The sequence below is a fragment of the Streptomyces sp. R41 genome, from assembly GCF_041053055.1.
GTDB lineage: Bacteria > Actinomycetota > Actinomycetes > Streptomycetales > Streptomycetaceae > Streptomyces.
Map to the genome: position 1 here is coordinate 6,630,791 of NZ_CP163443.1, position 19,910 is coordinate 6,650,700.

Below are 19,910 nucleotides of genomic sequence, written 5' to 3' on the forward strand. Positions count from 1 at the left end.
GGAGCGGAGCCCCGGGCAGGGGTCCGGAGGCAGCGCCCCGCGACGGGGTCTGGGGCGGAGCCCCAGGAGGAAGGGACGGGCAGGGGCGGAGGGGGCGAAAAACCACTCGCCCTTCGCCCGCGCCCATGGCCCGCCGCCTACAGGCGGTCCAGGACCTGCGTCAGAAGCTCGCCCATGCGGGCGGCCGAGTCGCGGCCCGCCTGGAGGACCTCTTCGTGGTTGAGGGGCTCGCCAGTCATGCCGGCGGCGAGGTTGGTGACCAGGGAGATGCCCAGCACCTCGGCACCCGCCTCGCGCGCGGCGATGGCCTCGAGGGTCGTCGACATGCCGACGAGGTCCGCGCCGATGACCCGAGCCATCCGGATCTCGGCCGGCGTCTCGTAGTGCGGCCCGGGGAACTGCGCGTAGACGCCCTCCTCCAGGGTGGGGTCGACCTCCTTGCACAGGGCCCGCAGTCGCGGCGAGTACAGGTCGGTGAGGTCCACGAAGTTCGCCCCGACGATCGGCGACGTCGCCGTCAGGTTGATGTGGTCGCTGATCAGCACCGGCTGACCCGGACGCATGCCCTCGCGCAGACCGCCGCAGCCGTTGGTCAGCACGATGGTCTTGCAGCCGGCGGCGACGGCGGTCCGCACACCGTGCGCGACGGCGGCGACCCCGCGGCCCTCGTAGTAGTGGGTGCGGCCCAGGAAGACCAGGGCACGCTTGTCGCCGATCCGGTACGAGCGGATCTTGCCGCCGTGGCCCTCGACCGCCGGCGGGGGGAACCCGGGCAGCTCGGTGACCTGGAACTCGGCCTCGGGGGAGCCGAGCGCGTCCACGGCCGGCGCCCAGCCGGAGCCCATCACGAGGGCGACGTCGTGGGTCTCGGCGCCCGTGAGCTCACGCAGGCGCGCGGCGGCGGCGTCGGCGGCGGCGTAGGGGTCGCCCTGGATGTCGTCCGGAAGAAGAGATGCGTTCACGCGCATGAGGGTAGCTGGTCCAGGCCTACGCGCGTAGATGACAGAGCTCACGGTCTTGCGATCGTTGTCTTGTCGTTTCCAACAAGGAGCAGCGAGAGGCGGGGCGGAGCGGCAAGGAAAGAGGGCACCCACTGAACGGGCCGAACGGGTGGGCGGGCGGGAAAACACGCCGCGGAGCGGCGATGGGGCGCGCCTGTCGAGCAGGCCGATCGGGTGGGCGGGTGAGCGACCCCCGCCGCGGAGCGGCGCACAGTGCCTGCTCAGCGGGCCGATCGGGTGGGCGGGTGGGAGCAGCCGGGCGCCTGGTCGGCAGGCCAAGCGGGTGGGCGACCCCCGCCGCGGAGCGGCGCGGCAGGCCCGCGCGGGCAGACCTCAGCAAGGCCGCTTACGGAGCTCCATGACGTAGTCGTGCGGCGCCCCCGCCGACTCCGCCGCATCGGCGATCTCCCCGAGGTACCGCGCAGAGGGGAGCCCCCCCTCGTACCCGTTCAGTACGTACACCCACGCCGGCTCCTCCCCCTCCAGCGTGTGCACACGTACGCGCATCCGCCGGTAGATGTCGAGGCCCACGCCCTCCCACCGGTCCATGGAGTCCTCGTCCAGGGGGGCGATGTCGTACAGCGCCACGAAGACCTGGGACCGCGGTGCCTCGACGATCGTCGCGAGCGCGCCTTCCCAGCCCATGTGCTCGCCCCCGAACGTCAGCCGCCAGCCGTTCAGCCAGCCGGTGGCGCGCAGCGGCGAATGCGGAGCGCGGCGCGTCATGAGCCGCGGGTCGAGATTGCCGGCGTACGCGGCGTAGAGCGACATGGGGTCGAGGGTACGGCAGGTACACGTACGCCTCTCGCGTAACAGAAGCAGCTCGAATGCCCGCTCGTCGCACCCCAGGGCGGAAGCACCTTGAACCGTGCGGGACAATGGAGTACGTGACTCGGATCGTGATCATTGGTGGCGGACCCGGCGGATATGAAGCGGCGCTGGTGGCCGCGCAGCTCGGCGCGGAGGTGACCGTCGTCGACTGCGACGGTCTGGGCGGGGCGTCGGTGCTCACCGACTGCGTGCCGTCGAAGACCCTTATCGCTACGGCCGAGGTGATGACCACCTTCGACTCCTCGTACGAGGAGCTGGGGATCATCGTCGCCGACGACACGCCACCCATGGAGCAGGCGGCCCGGGTCGTCGGCGTCGATCTCGGCAAGGTCAACCGCCGTGTGAAGCGCCTCGCGCTCGCGCAGTCGCACGACATCACGGCCTCGGTGACGCGCGCCGGCGCGCGCGTCCTGCGCGGTCGCGGCCGGCTCCAGGGCATGCAGGCCCTGGACGGCTCGCGCAAGGTCGTCGTACGCGCCGCGGACGGCACCGAGGAGACGCTCACCGCCGACGCCGTCCTCATCGCCACCGGCGGTCACCCCCGCGAGCTCCCCGACGCCCAGCCCGACGGCGAGCGCATCCTGAACTGGACCCAGGTGTACGACCTCGACGAGCTGCCCGAGGAGCTCATCGTGGTCGGCTCCGGTGTCACCGGCGCCGAGTTCGCGGGCGCCTATCAGGCGCTCGGCTCCAAGGTCACCCTCGTGTCGTCCCGCGACCGCGTGCTGCCCGGCGAGGACCCGGACGCCGCCGCCGTCCTGGAGGACGTCTTCCGCCGCCGCGGCATGAACGTCATGGCCCGCTCCCGCGCCGAGTCCGCCAAGCGCGTCGGCGACCGCGTGGAGGTCACGCTCTCCGACGGCCGGGTCATCAGCGGCTCGCACTGCCTGATGGCCGTCGGCGCCATTCCGAACAGCAGCGGGATGGGCCTGGAGGAAGCCGGGGTCAAGGTCAGGGACTCCGGGCACATCTGGACCGACAAGGTGTCGCGCACGACCGCCCCCGGCGTGTACGCGGCCGGTGACGTGACCGGCGTCTTCGCCCTCGCGTCCGTCGCCGCCATGCAGGGACGTATCGCCATGTACCACTTCCTGGGCGACGCGGTGGCCCCGCTGAACCTGAAGACGGTCTCGTCCAACGTCTTCACCGACCCGGAGATCGCCACCGTCGGCTACTCGCAGGCCGACGTCGACGCGGGCAAGATCGACGCCCGGGTCGTCAAGCTCCCCCTCCTGCGCAACCCGCGCGCCAAGATGCAGGGCATCCGCGACGGCTTCGTCAAGATCTTCTGCCGCCCCGGCACCGGGATCGTGGTGGGCGGTGTCGTCGTGTCTCCGCGCGCCTCGGAACTGATCCACCCGATCTCGATCGCGGTCGACAACAATCTGACGGTCGAACAGATCGCGAACGCGTTCACCGTGTACCCCTCCCTGTCGGGCTCGATCGCCGAGGTGGCACGGCAGTTGCACACCCGGAAGACCGCGGGCGAGGGCTGACGCGTATGGCCGACTCTCCGCTGGTCACAGGGAGTTGTCGACCATTCGTACGGCATAGGCGGCGCGAGTAGGCGCGTATACCACTTCGCGCCCTGCCATGCGAACAACTTCTGTTATTCGGCGCAAACTGCTGAAAGCAGACGGTCGTTGGGGTTACTGTCAGTTTCGTGTTCGCTGCAGAACGTCGCCAATTGATCCTCGAAATGGTGCGAGCGAATGGAGCCGTGTCGCTCCGTGAGCTCGCCCGCGTCGTCCAGACCTCCGAAGTGACCGTACGGCGGGACGTGCGCGCACTGGAGGCAGAAGGACTCCTCGACCGCCGGCACGGCGGTGCGGTATTGCCGGGCGGGTTTACGCGGGAGTCCGGCTTTCCGCAGAAATCGCATCTCGCGACCGCCGAGAAGACGGCCATCGCCGATCTCGCCGCGGGTCTCGTCGAAGAGGGCGAGGCCATCGTGGTGGGCGCGGGTACGACCACGCAGGAGCTGGCTCGCCGGCTCGCGCGGGTACCCGGGCTGACCGTCGTCACCAACTCCCTGCTGGTGGCCCAGGCGTTGGCCCATGCCAACCGTGTGGAAGTCGTGATGACCGGCGGCACCCTGCGCGGTTCCAACTACGCCCTGGTCGGCTCCGGCGCCGAGCAGTCCCTCCAAGGGCTGCGCGTCTCCCGGGCCTTCCTCTCCGGGAGCGGACTGACCGCCGAGCGCGGGCTCTCCACGTCCAACATGCTGTCGGCCTCGGTCGACCGCGCGCTGGTCCAGGCCGCCGCCGAGGTCGTCGTCCTCGCCGACCACACCAAGCTCGGTACCGACACGATGTTCCAGACCGTGCCGACCGACTTGATCACCCGCCTGGTCACGGACGAGCCACCCGGGCACGACGACCGCGCGGTCACCGAACTGCAGGCCCTGGCCGATCAGGGCGTACAGATCGCGGTGGCCGGGTCATCGGCTTCGGGCGGCGCGGGAGGCGATCCTGTCCCGGCGGGGCGCCAGCCACGCCGGGACGTACCACTCCCCGGCCCCCGCCGCGGCCAGGCAATCCCCGGCGCAGGCCCCCAACTGCGCAGCGCCACGGCCTTGGGCGACCAGCCCCAGCCCGATCGCGCCAGGGTGGCAGACCTCCGCCGCCGCTGACCCCACCCCCAAGGTGGGAGGGATTGGCAGATTTGGGCCACGAAGTGACCGGAATATCCGGAGTCAAGTGGCCCAGAATTGCCAATGGCCAACTCAGGGCTTCAGGCCCCGCAGCGTCAGGGTCAGGAGTCGGTCGGCCAGTTCTGGCTCGTCCGGAGTCTCCTCGGCTGCCAGCGCGATCGCGTTGGTCAGTTGGAGGAGGTCGCCGATCGACACGTCGGGGCGTACGGCGCCTGCCTTCTGTGCGCGGAGCAGCAGGGCGCTGCCCGCCTCGCGCATCGGGCCGCTGCACCGCGCGAGATCGGAACCGTCGTCCCGCGAGGCCGACATGAGGGCGCGGGAGAGACCGCGGTACTCGCTCGCGTGGGTGATGATGTCGCGCAGCCAGTCCACGAGTGCGGCGCACGGCTGCGGGGCGTCGAGGAGTTCGCGCGAGCGGGCGAGCAGCTCGCCGACCGCGTCCTCGAAGACCGCGCTCATGAGGGCGTGCCGGTTCGGGAAGTGGCGGTAGAGCGTGCCGATTCCCACGCCCGCGCGCCGGGCCACGTCCTCCAGGGACGCGCCGGTTCCGTGCTCGGCGAAGGCGGACCGGGCCTCGGCGAGCAGCCGTTCGTAGTTGCGCCGGGCGTCGGCACGCATGGCGCGCGGCACCCCGGGGCTCTCCACGGGCCCGTGTGCCCCCGCTCTCTCCCGTGCGGTCGCGCCCACCATGGCATCCACCTGCCCTCTCCTGCCGCGCGGCTGCGGTCCAGCATGCCATCGGGGGCTAGCGAGCGGTCTCCCCGGGCTGAGCGCAAGCCACAGCTTCTCCAGTACGTCCCTTGGCGGGAGCGGCGCCGGGAGAGCCACCGGGACGGTGCAGAACGAAGCGCCCGGCGGACTGACTGCTCCAGTCCGCCGGGCGCTTCGGGATGTCACAAGGAGACCCGCCCGCTGATCAGTCCTTGATTTCGCAGATGGCGGCGCCGGAGGTGACGGAGGCGCCGACTTCGGCGCTGAGGCCCTTGATGGTGCCGGAGCGGTGGGCGTTGAGGGGTTGTTCCATCTTCATGGCCTCCAGGACGACGACCAGGTCGCCTTCGTTGACTTCCTGGCCCTCCTCGACGGCGACCTTGACGATGGTGCCCTGCATCGGTGAGGCGAGGGTGTCGCCGGAGGCGACGGGGCCGGACTTCTTGGCGGCGCGGCGTTTGGGTTTGGCGCCGGCGGCGAGGCCGGTGCGGGCCAGGCTCATGCCCAGCGAGGAGGGCAGGGAGACTTCCAGGCGCTTGCCGCCGACCTCGACGACGACGGTCTCGCGGCCCGGTTCCTCCTCGGCCTCGAGGTCCGTGGGGGCGGTGAAGGCGGGGATGTCGTTGACGAACTCGGTCTCGATCCACCGGGTGTGGACCGTGAACGGCGCGTTGGAGCCGGTCAGTTCCGGGGCGAAGGCGGGGTCGGTGACCACCTTGCGGTGGAAGGGGATGGCGGTGGCCATGCCCTCGACCTGGAACTCGGCGAGCGCGCGGGCGGCCCGCTGCAGGGCCTGGGCGCGACTCGCGCCGGTGACGATCAGCTTGGCGAGCAGGGAGTCCCAGGCCGGGCCGATGACGCTGCCGGATTCCACGCCCGCGTCCAGCCGCACGCCCGGGCCCGATGGCGGGGCGAAGGCGGTGACGGTGCCGGGGGCGGGCAGGAAGCCGCGTCCGGGGTCCTCGCCGTTGATGCGGAACTCCAAGGAGTGGCCGCGCAGTTGCGGATCGGTGTAGCCGAGTGCTTCGCCGTCGGCGATGCGGAACATCTCGCGGACCAGGTCGATGCCGGCGACCTCCTCGGTGACCGGGTGTTCGACCTGCAGGCGGGTGTTGACCTCCAGGAAGGAGATCGTGCCGTCCGCGCCGACGAGGAATTCCACGGTGCCCGCGCCGACGTAGCCGGCCTCCTTCAGGATCGCCTTGGAGGAGGAGTACAGCTGCTCCACCTGGGCGTCGGAGAGGAAGGGGGCGGGGGCCTCCTCGACCAGTTTCTGGTGGCGGCGCTGCAGCGAGCAGTCCCGGGTGGAGACGACGACCACGTTGCCGTGGGTGTCGGCCAGGCACTGGGTCTCCACGTGCCGGGGCTTGTCCAGGTAGCGCTCGACGAAGCACTCGCCGCGGCCGAAGGCGGCGACCGCCTCGCGGACCGCGGAGTCGTACAGCTCGGGGACTTCCTCCAGGGTGCGGGCGACCTTCAGGCCGCGTCCGCCGCCGCCGAAGGCGGCCTTGATGGCGATCGGCAGGCCGTGCTGCTGGGCGAACGCGACGACCTCCTCGGCGCCCGAGACCGGGTCCGGGGTGCCGGCCACCAGCGGGGCGCCGGCGCGCTGCGCGATGTGCCGGGCGGCGACCTTGTCACCCAGGTCGCGGATGGCCTGCGGGGGCGGGCCGATCCAGATCAGGCCGGCGTCCAGGACCGCCTGCGCGAAGTCGGCGTTCTCCGACAGGAAGCCGTAGCCGGGGTGGATCGCGTCCGCCCCGGAGTCCTTGGCGGCCTGCAGCACCTTGGCGATGTCCAGGTAACTGGTGGCCGGGGTGTCACCGCCCAACGCGAACGCCTCGTCCGCCGCACGGACATGCAGAGCGTCCCGGTCCGGTTCCGCATAAACGGCAACGCTCGCGATCCCGGCATCCCGGCACGCCCGGGCCACGCGGACAGCGATTTCGCCACGGTTGGCGATGAGCACCTTGCGCACGATGGCTCCCTCCTTGAAACAAGCCGAGTTTAGGGACTGCCGACACGGCTTCTCGACCCGTCCCCAATGGTGAGCTTGCCCACACGGAGCGTGATGCGAGGCTCGCCCGACCCGCGAAATCCCTTGTCGCACCGCGCCACGCAGGAATCCTTCCCTGAACCCTAGCCCTCCGATGTGGTCAAGGTCTCTGTGACTCCGTGCTGCGGCCCACAACGTTTCTTTGTCGAGTCCCTACGAATGGCCCAACGATTCTTTGCCCTCGGTAGAACCCTTGTCCGGGGGTTTACCCGTTAGTAGCGTTCGGGATGTACCGAACGTACTTGGGGTAACAGCACTCGGAAGTGGGTGGGGACCGGTGGTGCGCAGACCGGTGGCGTGGGTGGCGGCGATCGTGCTCTTCGTGGAGGCCATTGGCATTGGCCTGCTGAACTGGTTCCTCGGCGTCGTCGTCGACCGTCAGGACATGTCCTTGGCGGGCCTCGACTCGGACATGATGTCCGTGTCGTCGAAGGTCGGGGGGCTGGTCTTCGGCCTCTACTTCGCGGCGTGCGGCTTCGCCGCCTTGCTGATCGCCCTCCGCGACCGCGCCCCGCGCGTGTTCGGCCGTATCCTGCTCATCAGCGCCGCCGTGGTGCACGGCCTGCTCGGCGCCTTCACGGTGGGCCTGGTGGGCTGGAGCGCGTTCGCCTTCATGATGGTGGTGCTCGGGCTGATCGTGTTCACCCTCATGGCGTACGACCGCCGGGAGGTCGCCGGCGGCCCCGCCGATGCCGCGCCCGAGGACGGCAAGAACGGCGACAACGGAGGGGGAGCCCCGGTCACCGCTCCGCCGGCCCCGTCGGCCTCCTGATCACTTCTCCCGCGGCGTCCACAAATCCGTGATGCCGATGCCCAGTTCGGCCAGCAGACGGCGCACCAGCGGCAGCGAGATCCCGATGACGTTGCCGTGGTCGCCGTCGATGCCCTCGATGAACGGGGCCGAGCGGCCGTCGAGCGTGAACGCGCCCGCCACGTAGAGGGGTTCGCCCGAGGCGACGTACGCGGCGATCTCGGCGTCGGTCGGCTCGCCGAAGCGGACCACGGTGGAGGCGGTCCCGGAGGCGTAGCGCTTGGCCGCCGTGTCGTAGATGCAGTGACCCGTCTGGAGGGTCCCGGCCCGGCCGCGCATCGACTTCCAGCGGGCGGTGGCCTCCTCGGCGTCCGCGGGCTTGCCTAGCGCCTCGCCGTCCAGCTCGAGCACCGAGTCGCAGCCGATCACCAGCGCGCCCTGGACCTCGGGCTTCGCGGCCACGACGGAGGCCTTCGCCTCGGCCAGCGCGAGCGCGAGTTCAGCGGGGGTGGGTGCGGTCACGGCGTCCTCGTCGACTCCGCTCACGATCACCTCGGGGTCGAGTCCGGCCTGCCGCAGCAGGTTGAGCCGGGCGGGGGACTGTGAGGCGAGCACGAGGCGGCGGCGCGGCTGATCGGTCATGCGGTCAGGGTATCGGCGTACCTCACCTGATGCCGAGGACGATCATCGCGAGCACCATGGCCAGCGCCATGAGAACGCCCAGGCGCCGCAACATGTCCTGCATGTCGCGGAGTTCCTTGGGAGGTTCGTCCTCCGGGTCGGACCACAGCATGTATTCGATCGTGCGGCGGTGACGGCCCCGGGCGCCTGAGTACGCGTACTCAACTTGCGTGCGCGGTGTGTAAATGGGGCTGGGGTTTCTTTAGGGGGTGAGGGCCTGCTACGGTCATGAGCATTCCTAAAGGAACTCTGGTCCCTTTTAGTGGGATCGCCGGGAGGCACCTGCCGTGTTCACCACCGCCTGGACCGCATCGCCCCAGCTCCCCAGCGAAGGCTTCACCCCCAACTGGTCGCGGGAGGGCTTCTGGCGCCAGTCGCTGCGCCAGGTCGTACGCCTCACCGCGGGCGGCGACCGGATCCGAGTCCGGCTCTCGAACGCGTACGGAACCTCGCCGCTGCGGATCGCGGGCGCCACCGTGGCCCGCGCGGGGGAAGGGGCCGCCGTCGAGCCGGGCTCGGTGCGGCGGCTCACCTTCGAGGGGGCCGCCTCTGCCGAGATCCCGGCGCGCGGACTCGTCGTCAGTGATCCGGTCGAACTCGCCCTGGAATCCCTGGAGTCGGTGACCGTCACCCTCCACCTCGACGCCGTCACCGGGCCCGCGACCTTCCACGCGCAGGCCTTCGCGACCAGCTACCGCGGTGCCGGGAACCGCCTCGACGACATCGACGGCCGGGGCTTCGGCGAGACGACCGAGTCCTGGTACTTCCTCTCGGCCGTCGAGGTCGACGCGGGCGGTCATGCCGACGCCGTCGCGCTCTTCGGGGACTCCATCACCGACGGCTTCGGCTCGACCCCGGGCGCGAACCGCCGCTGGTCCGACGCGCTCGCCGAACGCACCGGCCGGCCCGTGCTCAACGCCGGCATCGGCGGAAACCTGCTCCTCAACGACTCCGCCTGGTACGGCGAGAGGGGCGTCCAGCGCCTCGGACGCGACGTCCTCGACCACCCTGGCGTGGACACGCTCGTCGTGCTCCAGGGCCTCAACGACATCGGCTTCAGCGAGACGGGCGAGCAGCCGACGTACAAGCCCGCGCCGGTCGTCGAGGCCGACGAACTCATCGACGGCTACCGGGAGCTGATGGGGCAGGCACGGGCGCGGGGTCTACGGGTGATCGGCGCGACCCTGCTGCCCTTCGGCGGCTCCGACCACTGGGGCGAGCACGCCGCGAAGGTGAGCCACGAGGTGAACGAGTGGATCCGCCGCTCGGGGGAGTGGGACGCGGTGGTGGACCTGAACCGCGTGCCGGCCGATCCGGCCGACCCGGACCGGCTGCACCCGGCGTACGACTTCGGCGATCACCTGCACCCGAACGACGCGGGATACGCGGTGATGGCCGAAGCCGTATCAGCCGTGCTCTAACCGGGCCAGTACGTGCGGCTCCACGCCGTCGGGCCCGGCTTGGGCAGCCGGTGCGCGGCGATGCGGGCGGGGTCGGCCCAGGAGTCCCGCGGACCGGGCGCGCCGGACGGGGTGGAGGCCGCCGCCGCGGCGCGCGCCCTGACCACCGCCAGTGCGGCGGCCAGCTCCTCCGGGGTCGGATTGCCCCGTACGACCTTGATCGTCATGTCTGCTCCCAAGAATGATCCGGGTCCACAGGGGGCTCAGAGGGGGATGTTGCCGTGCTTCTTCGGAGGGAGTGATTCCCGCTTTGTGCGCAGCTGACGCAGACCGCGAACGACGTGGGCGCGGGTCTGGGACGGCATGATCACGCCGTCGATGTAGCCGCGCTCGGCCGCCGTGTAGGGGTTGAGGAGCGTGTCCTCGTACTCCTGGATGAGGCGGGCCCGGGTGGCCTCCTGGTCCTCGGCGGCCGCGATGGTGCGGCGGTGCAGGATGTTCACCGCGCCCTGCGCGCCCATCACCGCGATCTGGGCCGTGGGCCAGGCGAGGTTGAGGTCGGCGCCGAGGTGCTTGGAGCCCATGACGTCGTAGGCGCCGCCGAAGGCCTTGCGGGTGATGACCGTGATCAGGGGGACCGTCGCCTCGGCGTACGCGTAGATCAGCTTGGCGCCGCGGCGGATGATGCCCGTGTGCTCCTGGTCGACGCCCGGGAGGAAGCCGGGCACGTCGACGAAGGTGATGACGGGAACGTTGAAGGCGTCGCACGTCCGCACGAACCGCGCGGCCTTCTCGGAGGCGTCGATGTCGAGGCAGCCGGCGAACTGCATCGGCTGGTTGGCGACGATGCCGACCGGGTGGCCCTCCACCCGACCGAAACCGGTGAGGATGTTCGGCGCGAACAGCGGCTGCGTCTCGAAGAACTCGGCGTCGTCCAGGACGTGCTCGATCACCGCGTGCATGTCGTACGGCTGGTTCGCGCTGTCCGGCACGATCGTGTCCAGCTCGCGGTCCTCGTCGGTGAGGGCGAGGTCCGCCTCCTCCGGGAACACCGGGGGTTCGCTGAGGTTGTTGGACGGCAGGTACGACAGCAGCTGCTTGACGTAGTCGATGGCGTCCTTCTCGTCGCCCGCCATGTGATGGGCGACGCCCGACACCGCGTTGTGCGTGCGCGCGCCGCCGAGCTCCTCGAAGCCGACGTCCTCGCCGGTGACCGTCTTGATGACATCCGGGCCAGTGATGAACATGTGCGAGGTCTGGTCGACCATGATCGTGAAGTCGGTGATGGCCGGGGAGTAGACCGCGCCGCCCGCGCAGGGCCCGACGACGAGCGAGATCTGCGGAATCACGCCCGACGCATGCGTGTTGCGGCGGAAGATCTCGCCGTACATGCCGAGCGCGCTGACGCCCTCCTGAATGCGGGCGCCGCCCGAGTCGTTGATGCCGATGACCGGACAGCCGGTCTTCAGCGCGAAGTCCATCACCTTCATGATCTTCTGGCCGAAGACCTCGCCGAGGGCGCCGCCGAAGACGGTGAAGTCCTGCGAGAACACGGCGACAGGCCGTCCGTCCACGGTCCCGTAGCCGGTGACGACACCGTCGCCGTACGGGCGGTTCTTCTCCAGCCCGAAGTCGGTCGACCGGTGCTGTGCGAACTCGTCGAACTCGACGAACGAACCCTCGTCCATCAGCAGCTCGATCCGCTCACGGGCCGTCAACTTGCCCTTGGCGTGCTGCTTTTCGACGGCGCGCTCCGAGCCGGCGTGCGTCGCCTCTTGGATGCGGCGCTGCAAGTCCGCGAGCTTGCCCGCGGTGGTGTGGATGTCGGGGTGTTGCAGCTCTTCCGGCTCGGACATCGGGATGCGGCTCCCTGCCTGCTCTAGGGGGACGTGAGGGTGAGGTGCTCAGAAGGGGGGCTTGCTACTCATCCGTAGCGTAGTGGCGTGCCTACCGTTCGGCAGTGCGGCGTTTACCACACCTAGGGTGGGTTGCATGACGCCGCGAGATGCATCAGACGCGAACGACAATCGCTGGTCCGACCTGGACCGTCCGCCGCTGAACGAGGCCTCATTGCGCCGGGCGCTGGTCCGCGAGGACGGGCTCTGGCGCGATGTCGAGGTGGTCCAGCGCACCGGGTCCACCAACTCCGACCTCGTCGCCCTCGCCACCGAAGGGAAGGCGGACGAGGGCGTGGTCCTCGTCGCCGAGGAACAGAACGCCGGGCGCGGCCGCCTCGACCGCCAGTGGACGGCGCCCGCCCGCTCCGGCCTCTTCTTCTCCGTCCTGCTCAAGCCCACCCAGGTCCCCGTCGAACGCTGGGGCTGGCTGCCGCTGCTCACCGGCGTCGCCGTCGCGACGGGCCTCTCGCGCGCCGCCGGCGTCGACACGGCACTCAAGTGGCCCAACGACCTGCTGGTGACCGTGGGTGAGGAGGAGCGGAAGACCGGGGGCATCCTCGCGGAGCGGGCGGGCACCGATGCCGTGGTCGTCGGCATCGGCATCAACGTCACTCTCCGCGAGGACGAACTCCCCGTGCCCGGGGCCGGATCCCTCGCCCTCGCGGGCGCGGTGAGCACGGACCGCGACACCGTGCTGCGGGCCGTGCTCCGCTCCCTCGAGCAGTGGTACGAGCGCTGGCGCGGCGTCGGGGGCGACCCTGCCGCGTCCGGCCTCCAGGAGACGTACGCCGCCGGGTGCGCGACGCTCGGACGGGTGGTCCGGGCCGAGCTGCCCGGGGGCCGGGCGATCACCGGGGAGGCGGTGGCCGTGGACGGGGACGGGCGCCTGGTCATCGCTACCGGGGAGGGTGTGCAGGAGCCGGTGGGGGCGGGAGATGTGGTGCACCTGCGGGCGGTGTGAGGGACGGGTTTTTCGCCCCCTCCGCCCCTACCCGTCCCGACCAGCCTTTCGGCTGCGGGTGAGTGGGGGCTCGTCGCGCAGTTCCCCGCGCCCCTTTTAGGGGCGCGGGGAACTGCGCAATCTTTTGAGCGGGGGTCTGGGGGCGCGGCCCCCAGGTACGGGAATGGGCAGGGGCGGAGGGGGCGAAAAACCTCCCGGTCTCAGCCCCGGCGTCGGGAGTGAGCCAGCGCACAGCTGCCGTAGAGTTGAGCGCGGTCGATACCTGACCACGGCAGATCGGAAGGGCAGCAGGCGTGACCGTCGACGACACCGGCTCCGGCACGGGTGCCCACCCCGCCCCCGACGGCGAGCCGGGCCGTACCGCCGAGTCGGCCAACGACGCATCCGCCGCACGGACCGAAGGAGGCGCCGAAGCGCGCCCCGACGCCCGGCCCGAACCCCGCCCCGACGCGGACGGCCGCGTGGACGTGCACCCCGACCCGGACTCCGGAGGCGACCCGCTGGCGCTGCGCCTGGAGGGGCTCATCCTCGGTGCGGAGCGCCGCTACACCCCCTTCCAGGCGGCCCGCAGCGCGGGCGTCTCCGTGGAGCTGGCCACCCGCTTCTGGCGGGCCATGGGCTTCGCCGACATCGGACAGGCCAAGGCGCTCACGGAGGCCGACGTGCTCGCGCTGCGCCGGCTCTCCGGCCTCGTCGAGGCGGGACTGCTCAGCGAGGCGATGGCCGTGCAGGTGGCCCGGTCCACCGGGCAGACCACCGCCCGGCTGGCCGAGTGGCAGATGGACTCCTTCCTGGAGGGGCTGACCGAGCCGCCCGAGCCGGGGATGACGCGCACCGAGGTGACGTACCCGATCGTCGAGCTGCTCCTGCCCGAGCTGGAGGAGTTCCTCGTCTACGTCTGGCGGCGCCAGCTCGCCGCCTCGGCCGGCCGGGTCATCCAGACCGCCGACGACGAGGAGATGGTCGACCGGCGCCTCGCCGTCGGCTTCGCCGACCTCGTCGGGTTCACGCGGCTGACCCGCCGCATGGAGGAGGAGGAGCTCGGCGAACTCGTCGAGGCCTTCGAGACGACCGCCGCCGACCTGGTCGCCGCGCACGGCGGGCGGCTCATCAAGACGCTCGGCGACGAGGTGCTGTACGCCGCAGACGACGCCGGCATCGCCGCCGAGATCGCGCTGCGGCTCATCGAGACGATGGCGAACGACGAGACGATGCCGGAGCTGCGCGTCGGCATCGCCTTCGGCACGGTGACCACACGGATGGGTGACGTGTTCGGCACCACCGTGAACCTGGCGAGCCGCCTCACGTCGATAGCGCCACGCGACGCGGTCCTGGTGGACGGCGCCTTCGCGGAGGAACTGATCCACACCGGGGACGCGCCCGCCTCCGAGGCGGATGCCGCCGAGGCCGCTGCCGCCGCGGAGAAGGAGGGCGAGGAACCGCCCTCCTACCGCTTCGTCCTCCAGCCGATGTGGCAGCGCCCGGTACGTGGCCTCGGAGTGATCGAACCCTGGCTGCTCGCCCGCCGGGACGCCGAGTCCTGACGGAGGCCGATCAGCTCTGCCGGGCCGTCGGCGCGTAGCCCGGCGACCGGGCGCGGGTACCCGTGGCTCCGCGCCCGGCGGCACGCCGCGTACTAGCGGGCGCCGATCGGCGCCGCCAGACCGTTCACGCAGATCCCGACGATCGGCACGCACACGCCCGGGGGATCGGGCTGCGGGGCCGGGTCATGGGTCGTCGCGCTCGGGGCGGGATGCGGGGCCGCGGGAGTGGTCGCGGCCGGCGGTGGCGTGGTGATGGGAGCCGTGGGGATGCCGGTGGTGTCCGGAGCGCCGGCCGTGGGGGCGCTCCCGTGCGGCGACGGGATCGACGCGGGCGTCGTCGGTGACGGTGTCGGCAGGAGGCTCACGTCCGCGGTGGGCGTCGCGCTGGAGCGGCCCATCGCGGCGGTCTCCGTGGCGGCCTTGGGGTGTGCGGAGGGTACGGCCTCGACGGTGGTGACGGCGTTGCCCGACGTGTCCGTGACGGTGGCCCCCGTCGGCTCGGCCTCCGCGCTTCCCCCGCCCCCGATCACCGACTCCGGCGTCATCCGCACAAAGCTCAACACCCCCGCGGCGAGCGCGAGTCCACCCACGGCGAAGAGCACCCGGCGCGGACGGGGCCTGCGGTGCCGCCCCCGGACGGGGCGGACCGCCTCGCACTCGTCCGCTGCGTGATGCGCCGATGTGCCGTCGGCCGCCCCCGGCGCCGTCGGCCGCGCCCTTGGAGGCGTGGGTCGCGGCTCCGGACGAGTCCTCGTGGCCTGCGTCGTCTCTCGGTTCGTCATGGTCGTCCCTCCCCAATGTGCCCGCGCCCCCCGAATGCGCCGGCGGTGCGTAGGTTATGTGCCGTTTCGGGGCGGCGGGCGGGAGTTGGGCGGGATGTCACTCGAACGGGGAGGTGGGTGCGCGGGGGGACGGGTTTCGTCGGACGGCGTCGGCTGCGATGATCGGGGCGTCTGTTGTTAACCCGCGTTAACCGGGAGGGTGTCATGGCGGAGCAAGGGGACGAGCGGCGGTTCGGGGAGTTCGTCGTCGTACGGCGGCACGCGTACGTCGCGGAGCTCGCCCTCGACCGGCCCAAGGCCATGAACGCCGTGTCCACGGACATGGCCCGGTCCATCGCCGGTGCCTGCGAGGCGCTCGCCGCCGACCGCGACGTACGCGTGGTCGTGCTGACCTCCACCCATGAGCGCGCCTTCTGTGTCGGCGCCGACCTGAAGGAGCGCAACTCGTTCACCGACGCCGACCTGGTGCGGCAGCGCCCGGTCGCGCGGGGCGCGTACACCGGGGTCCTGGAGCTGCCCATGCCGACCGTGGCCGCCGTGCACGGCTTCGCGCTGGGCGGCGGGTTCGAGCTGGCGCTGTCGTGCGACCTGATCGTGGCCGACCGTACGGCGGTCGTCGGGCTGCCCGAGGTGTCCGTCGGAGTGATCCCCGGAGGGGGCGGTACGCAGCTGCTGCCCCGCCGGGTCGGGGCCGCGCGGGCGGCCGAGCTCATCTTCTCGGCGCGGCGGCTGGAGGCGGTCGAGGCGCGGGAGTTGGGGCTCGTGGATGAGCTCGTGGACGCGGGGCGGGACAGGGCGGAGGCCCTCGCGCTCGCCGCGCGGATCGCCGCGAACTCGCCCGTCGGGCTGCGGGCGGCCAAGCGTGCGCTCCGTCTCGGGCAGGGCCTCGACCTCCGTGCGGGGCTCGAGGTCGAGGACGCCGCGTGGCGATCCGTCGCGTTCTCGGGGGACCGGGCGGAGGGCGTCGCCGCCTTCAACGAGAAGCGCAAGCCGGAGTGGCCGGCGGAGTAGATGTTTTTCGCCCCCTCCGCCCCTACCCGTCCCGTACCTGGGGGCTGCGCCCCCAGACCCCCGCTAAAAGATTGCGCAGTTCCCCGCGCCCCTAAAAGGGGCGCGGGGAACTGCGCGAACAACCCCCACGCACCCGCAGCCGAAGGCTGGTCGGGACGGGTAGGGGCGGAGGGGGCGAGTAAACCCACCCGAACCACCGCCCCGGACCCCTGTTCGCCGTATCAATGTCCCGAAATGCTGCAGTTTTACCTAGCCTGGGGTGATGGGTGAGGACAGACGGCTGAGGGCCGTGGTGGCGCTGGCGCAGGGGATGGCGGCGGCACACACCCCGCGCGAGTCGTGGCGAGCCGCGGCGCTCGGCGCGTGCCACGCGCTCGCCGGAAGCTTCGCCGCGCTCTCCGTGTGGGAGCGGGAACTCGGCCGGCTGCGGGTGCTCGTCAACGTGGGTGAGCGGGCCGAGGACGAGGACGAGTTCCCCGACGGGGAGGCCTACCCCGTGCACCAGTTTCCGGAGATCACCGAGTTCCTGCACGAACGCTGGGCCGGGGGCGGCGGACCCAACGCCTGGGTGGAGACGGCGGACGGCCCGGCGGGGGGCCACGCCGGGTACTGCCATCAACGCGTCGCCGCCCTGCGCCGCCGCGGTCGCGGCTGCTGTGTCGTCGCGCCGATCGTCCTGCACGGCCGCGCGTGGGGCGAGCTGTATGTGGCACGCCCGGCCGGGGCCCCCGTCTACGACCCTGCGGACGCCGACTTCGCGACCGTCCTCGCCTCCGTCGTCGCGGCCGGGATCGCCCAGACCGAGCGTCTGGAGGAGGCCCGGCGGCTGGCCTTCACGGACGCCCTCACCGGGCTCGCCAACCGCCGTGCCGTGGACGTCCGCCTCGACGAGGCCGTCGAGCGGCACAAGGGCGACGGGGTCGTGGTCAGTCTCGTCGTCTGCGACCTCAATGGGCTCAAGCGGGTCAACGACACCCGCGGGCACGCGGTCGGCGACCGGCTCCTCGAGCGGTTCGGATCGGTGCTGTCCCTGTGCGGGGCCATGCTCCCGGGCACCCTCGCGGCCCGTCTCGGCGGTGACGAGTTCTGCCTGCTGGCGGTGGGCCCGGCGGCGGACGAGGTCGTCCGTATCGCCGACGAACTCTGCCGCCGCGCCGCCGAGTTGGAGCTGGGGGAGGGAGTGGCGTGCGGGGTCGCCTCGACCGAGGACCCGATCGGGCCCGTGCGTTCGGCGCGGCGGCTCTTCCGGCTGGCCGACGCCGCCCAGTACCGGGCCAAGGCCGTGCGCGCGGCGAAGCCCGTGGTCGCCGGGCGCGAGGGCCCCGACGATCCGGTCGTACGCCTCGCGGACGCGCCGTCGCCCACGGAAGGCGAGCGCCGCCGCTTCCGCGGACGCCATGAGCCCCGTCCGTGACCCCGGCCGGCGCCCCGCTCCCGGGCGCCCGTTGTGACGTACGTCGAAGTAAGGGGTAAACCGGTGACCCACTAGTGACATCATCGAATTCACTGCGTACGCTCCTGAATATGGATATGCACACTGTGGTGGTGGGGACGTCCGGGGTGACCGCGTCCGACGTTCTCGCCGTGGCGCGCCACGGCGCCCGGATCGAGCTCTCCGACGAGGCGGTGGCGGCCCTCGCCGCGGCCCGCGAGATCGTGGACGCGCTGGCGGCCAAGCCGGAGCCCGTCTACGGCGTCTCCACCGGTTTCGGCGCCCTCGCGACCCGGCACATCAGCCCGGAGCTGCGCGCCCAGCTGCAGCGCAACATCGTCCGCTCGCACGCCGCCGGCATGGGCCCGCGCGTGGAGCGCGAGGTCGTCCGTGCGCTGATGTTCCTGCGGCTCAAGACCGTCTGCTCCGGGCACACGGGCGTGCGGCCCGAGGTCGCGCAGACCATGGCGGACGTCCTCAACGCCGGTATCACCCCGGTCGTGCACGAGTACGGCTCGCTCGGCTGTTCCGGCGACCTGGCGCCGCTGTCCCACTGCGCGCTCACGCTCATGGGCGAGGGGGACGCGGAGGGCCCCGACGGTGTCGTACGGCCCGCGGGTGAGCTGCTCGCCGAGGCCGGCATCGCGCCCGTCGAGCTGCGCGAGAAGGAAGGCCTCGCCCTCCTCAACGGCACCGACGGCATGCTCGGCATGCTGGTCATGGCCCTCGCCGACCTGGAGACGCTCTACAAGTCGGCGGACGTCACCGCCGCCCTCTCCCTGGAAGCCCTCCTCGGGACGGACAAGGTCCTCGCGCCCGAGCTGCACGCCATCCGCCCGCACCCCGGGCAGGGTGCCAGCGCCGCCAACATGCTGGCCGTGCTGAAGGGTTCGGAGCTCACCGGGCACCACCAGGACGGCGCCCCGCGCGTCCAGGACGCCTACTCCGTGCGCTGCGCCCCGCAGGTCGCGGGCGCCGGCCGCGACACCCTCGCGCACGCCCGTACGGTCGCCGAGCGCGAGCTGGCCTCTGCGGTCGACAACCCGGTCGTGCTCCCCGACGGCCGCGTCGAGTCGAACGGCAACTTCCACGGCGCCCCGGTCGCGTACGTCCTCGACTTCCTCGCCATCGCCGCCGCGGACCTCGGCTCCATCGCCGAGCGCCGCACCGACCGCCTCCTCGACAAGAACCGCTCGCACGGCCTCCCGCCGTTCCTCGCGGACGACGCCGGTGTCGACTCGGGCCTGATGATCGCGCAGTACACGCAGGCCGCGCTGGTCAGCGAGATGAAGCGGCTCGCCGTACCGGCGTCCGCGGACTCCATCCCGTCCTCCGCGATGCAGGAGGACCACGTCTCCATGGGCTGGTCGGCGGCGCGCAAACTGCGCACGGCCGTGGACAACCTGACCCGGATCGTCGCGATCGAGCTGTACGCCGCCACCCGCGCGATCGAGCTGCGCGAGGGCCTGACCCCCGCCCCGGCGTCGCAGGCGGTCATCGAGGCCGTCCGCGCGGCCGGCGTCCAGGGCCCCGGCCCGGACCGCTTCCTCGCCCCCGACCTGGAGGCCGCGGACGCGTTCGTGCGCGGTGGCCACGTGGTGACGGCGGTGGAGCCGGTGACGGGTCCGCTGGCCTAGCGGTAGTCCGTCGTACGTGGAGGGGGCCGCCGTCGACTACGGTGGCCCCCGTCACATCAGGGCCTCTCGGTGCCTGAGGGCAGCCAGAGGTGTGCTACTGTCGCGTTGATACGTTTTTGGTACCCATTTACTTTGTGCGCCTGATCGGAATCTTCCGCAGGCGCGTTTTGTTTTACCGGCATCTCCGGCTTTTCCCGGTGCATCTCCGGATGGGGCCTCTACCTGTTCAGGAGAAAACAATGGCTACAGGCACCGTGAAGTGGTTCAACTCGGAAAAGGGCTTCGGCTTCATCGAGCAGGACGGCGGCGGCCCCGACGTCTTCGCCCACTACTCGAACATCGCCAGCAACGGCTTCCGTGAGCTGCTTGAGGGCCAGAAGGTCTCGTTCGACGTCGCGCAGGGCCAGAAGGGCCTGCAGGCGGAGAACATCGTCCCCGCCTGATTCGGGACGCGCTTTTCCAGAGCCGGGACCCGCACCTTCGGGTGCGGGTCCCGGCTCGCGCTGTGAGTGCAGTGAGTGCTGTGCGTGCAGTCCGTGGGCCCAGGAAGGAAATCCAGAT

General features: G+C 71.5%; 18 protein-coding genes and 1 pseudogene. 10 read left to right on the plus strand and 9 right to left on the minus strand.

What is annotated here, in order from left to right; genetic code table 11:
- Positions 1-137 precede the first annotated feature (137 nt).
- Positions 138-962 carry a purine-nucleoside phosphorylase gene (locus AB5J53_RS30405; RefSeq protein ID WP_369248806.1) on the minus strand — a complete coding sequence of 275 codons (825 nt, stop codon included), beginning with the start codon at positions 960-962 and terminating at the stop codon, positions 138-140.
- A 372-nt stretch (positions 963-1,334) separates the two neighbouring features.
- The gene (locus AB5J53_RS30410; protein WP_189191684.1) at positions 1,335-1,772 is read right to left on the minus strand and encodes a gamma-glutamylcyclotransferase; all 438 of its coding nucleotides are present in this window, start codon (positions 1,770-1,772) and stop codon (positions 1,335-1,337) included.
- 53 nt (positions 1,773-1,825) lie between these two features.
- Between AB5J53_RS30410 and AB5J53_RS30415 the strand changes: the two are divergent.
- Positions 1,826-3,328, plus strand: a pseudogene (locus AB5J53_RS30415) (NAD(P)H-quinone dehydrogenase); the annotation flags it as partial.
- Between the two features lie 167 nt (positions 3,329-3,495).
- Positions 3,496-4,464 (plus strand): DeoR/GlpR family DNA-binding transcription regulator, encoded by a 969-nt coding sequence (locus tag AB5J53_RS30420; RefSeq protein ID WP_369248807.1) that lies wholly within the window; start codon positions 3,496-3,498, stop codon positions 4,462-4,464.
- A 93-nt stretch (positions 4,465-4,557) separates the two neighbouring features.
- On the opposite strand, the gene AB5J53_RS30425 is transcribed toward AB5J53_RS30420, so the two are convergent.
- Entirely contained in the window at positions 4,558-5,103 is a 546-nt protein-coding gene (locus tag AB5J53_RS30425) for a TetR/AcrR family transcriptional regulator (RefSeq protein ID WP_369248808.1), read from the minus strand.
- Positions 5,104-5,401: 298 nt separating this feature from the next.
- Positions 5,402-7,174, minus strand: a complete 1,773-nt coding sequence (locus AB5J53_RS30430; RefSeq protein WP_369248809.1) for a biotin carboxylase N-terminal domain-containing protein — start codon at positions 7,172-7,174, stop codon at positions 5,402-5,404.
- Between the two features lie 355 nt (positions 7,175-7,529).
- Between AB5J53_RS30430 and AB5J53_RS30435 the strand changes: the two genes are divergently transcribed.
- Positions 7,530-8,024, plus strand: coding sequence for a hypothetical protein (locus AB5J53_RS30435; protein WP_369248810.1), 495 nt, complete (start codon positions 7,530-7,532; stop codon positions 8,022-8,024).
- On the opposite strand, the gene AB5J53_RS30440 is transcribed toward AB5J53_RS30435, so the two are convergent.
- Complete coding sequence (locus AB5J53_RS30440; RefSeq protein WP_369248811.1) at positions 8,025-8,645, minus strand: nucleoside triphosphate pyrophosphatase; 621 nt, start codon at positions 8,643-8,645, stop codon at positions 8,025-8,027.
- Between the two features lie 22 nt (positions 8,646-8,667).
- The gene (gene mmpB / locus AB5J53_RS30445) at positions 8,668-8,796 is read right to left on the minus strand and encodes a morphogenic membrane protein MmpB (RefSeq protein ID WP_268240534.1); all 129 of its coding nucleotides are present in this window, start codon (positions 8,794-8,796) and stop codon (positions 8,668-8,670) included.
- A gap of 175 nt (positions 8,797-8,971) precedes the next feature.
- Between mmpB and AB5J53_RS30450 the strand changes: the two genes are divergently transcribed.
- Positions 8,972-10,105 (plus strand): SGNH/GDSL hydrolase family protein, encoded by a 1,134-nt coding sequence (locus tag AB5J53_RS30450; protein WP_369248812.1) that lies wholly within the window; start codon positions 8,972-8,974, stop codon positions 10,103-10,105.
- On the opposite strand, the gene AB5J53_RS30455 is transcribed toward AB5J53_RS30450, so the two are convergent.
- A complete protein-coding gene (locus AB5J53_RS30455; RefSeq protein ID WP_369248813.1) occupies positions 10,102-10,311 on the minus strand; it encodes an acyl-CoA carboxylase epsilon subunit in 210 nt (69 codons plus the stop codon). The two genes, AB5J53_RS30450 and AB5J53_RS30455, sit on opposite strands and share 4 nt — an antisense overlap.
- A gap of 36 nt (positions 10,312-10,347) precedes the next feature.
- Positions 10,348-11,940 (minus strand): acyl-CoA carboxylase subunit beta, encoded by a 1,593-nt coding sequence (locus tag AB5J53_RS30460; RefSeq protein ID WP_369248814.1) that lies wholly within the window; start codon positions 11,938-11,940, stop codon positions 10,348-10,350.
- A gap of 136 nt (positions 11,941-12,076) precedes the next feature.
- Between AB5J53_RS30460 and AB5J53_RS30465 the strand changes: the two genes are divergently transcribed.
- Both AB5J53_RS30465 and AB5J53_RS30470 read left to right on the plus strand, forming a co-directional pair.
- Positions 12,077-12,943, plus strand: a complete 867-nt coding sequence (locus AB5J53_RS30465; protein ID WP_369248815.1) for a biotin--[acetyl-CoA-carboxylase] ligase — start codon at positions 12,077-12,079, stop codon at positions 12,941-12,943.
- A 461-nt stretch (positions 12,944-13,404) separates the two neighbouring features.
- Positions 13,405-14,487 (plus strand): adenylate/guanylate cyclase domain-containing protein, encoded by a 1,083-nt coding sequence (locus AB5J53_RS30470; RefSeq protein WP_369252567.1) that lies wholly within the window; start codon positions 13,405-13,407, stop codon positions 14,485-14,487.
- 92 nt (positions 14,488-14,579) lie between these two features.
- On the opposite strand, the gene AB5J53_RS30475 is transcribed toward AB5J53_RS30470, so the two are convergent.
- Positions 14,580-15,269 (minus strand): hypothetical protein, encoded by a 690-nt coding sequence (locus AB5J53_RS30475; RefSeq protein WP_369248816.1) that lies wholly within the window; start codon positions 15,267-15,269, stop codon positions 14,580-14,582.
- 204 nt (positions 15,270-15,473) lie between these two features.
- Here AB5J53_RS30475 and AB5J53_RS30480 point away from each other — a divergent pair, with 204 nt between their 5' ends.
- The 4 genes from AB5J53_RS30480 to AB5J53_RS30495 all read left to right on the plus strand — a co-directional run bounded on the left by AB5J53_RS30480 (position 15,474) and on the right by AB5J53_RS30495 (position 19,792).
- Positions 15,474-16,280 (plus strand): enoyl-CoA hydratase/isomerase family protein, encoded by an 807-nt coding sequence (locus tag AB5J53_RS30480; protein ID WP_369248817.1) that lies wholly within the window; start codon positions 15,474-15,476, stop codon positions 16,278-16,280.
- 262 nt (positions 16,281-16,542) lie between these two features.
- Complete coding sequence (locus tag AB5J53_RS30485) at positions 16,543-17,694, plus strand: diguanylate cyclase (RefSeq protein WP_369248818.1); 1,152 nt, start codon at positions 16,543-16,545, stop codon at positions 17,692-17,694.
- 116 nt (positions 17,695-17,810) lie between these two features.
- The gene (gene hutH, locus AB5J53_RS30490) at positions 17,811-19,349 is read left to right on the plus strand and encodes a histidine ammonia-lyase (RefSeq protein WP_369252569.1); all 1,539 of its coding nucleotides are present in this window, start codon (positions 17,811-17,813) and stop codon (positions 19,347-19,349) included.
- Positions 19,350-19,588: 239 nt separating this feature from the next.
- Positions 19,589-19,792, plus strand: a complete 204-nt coding sequence (locus AB5J53_RS30495) for a cold-shock protein (protein ID WP_369248819.1) — start codon at positions 19,589-19,591, stop codon at positions 19,790-19,792.
- Positions 19,793-19,910: the final 118 nt, after the last annotated feature.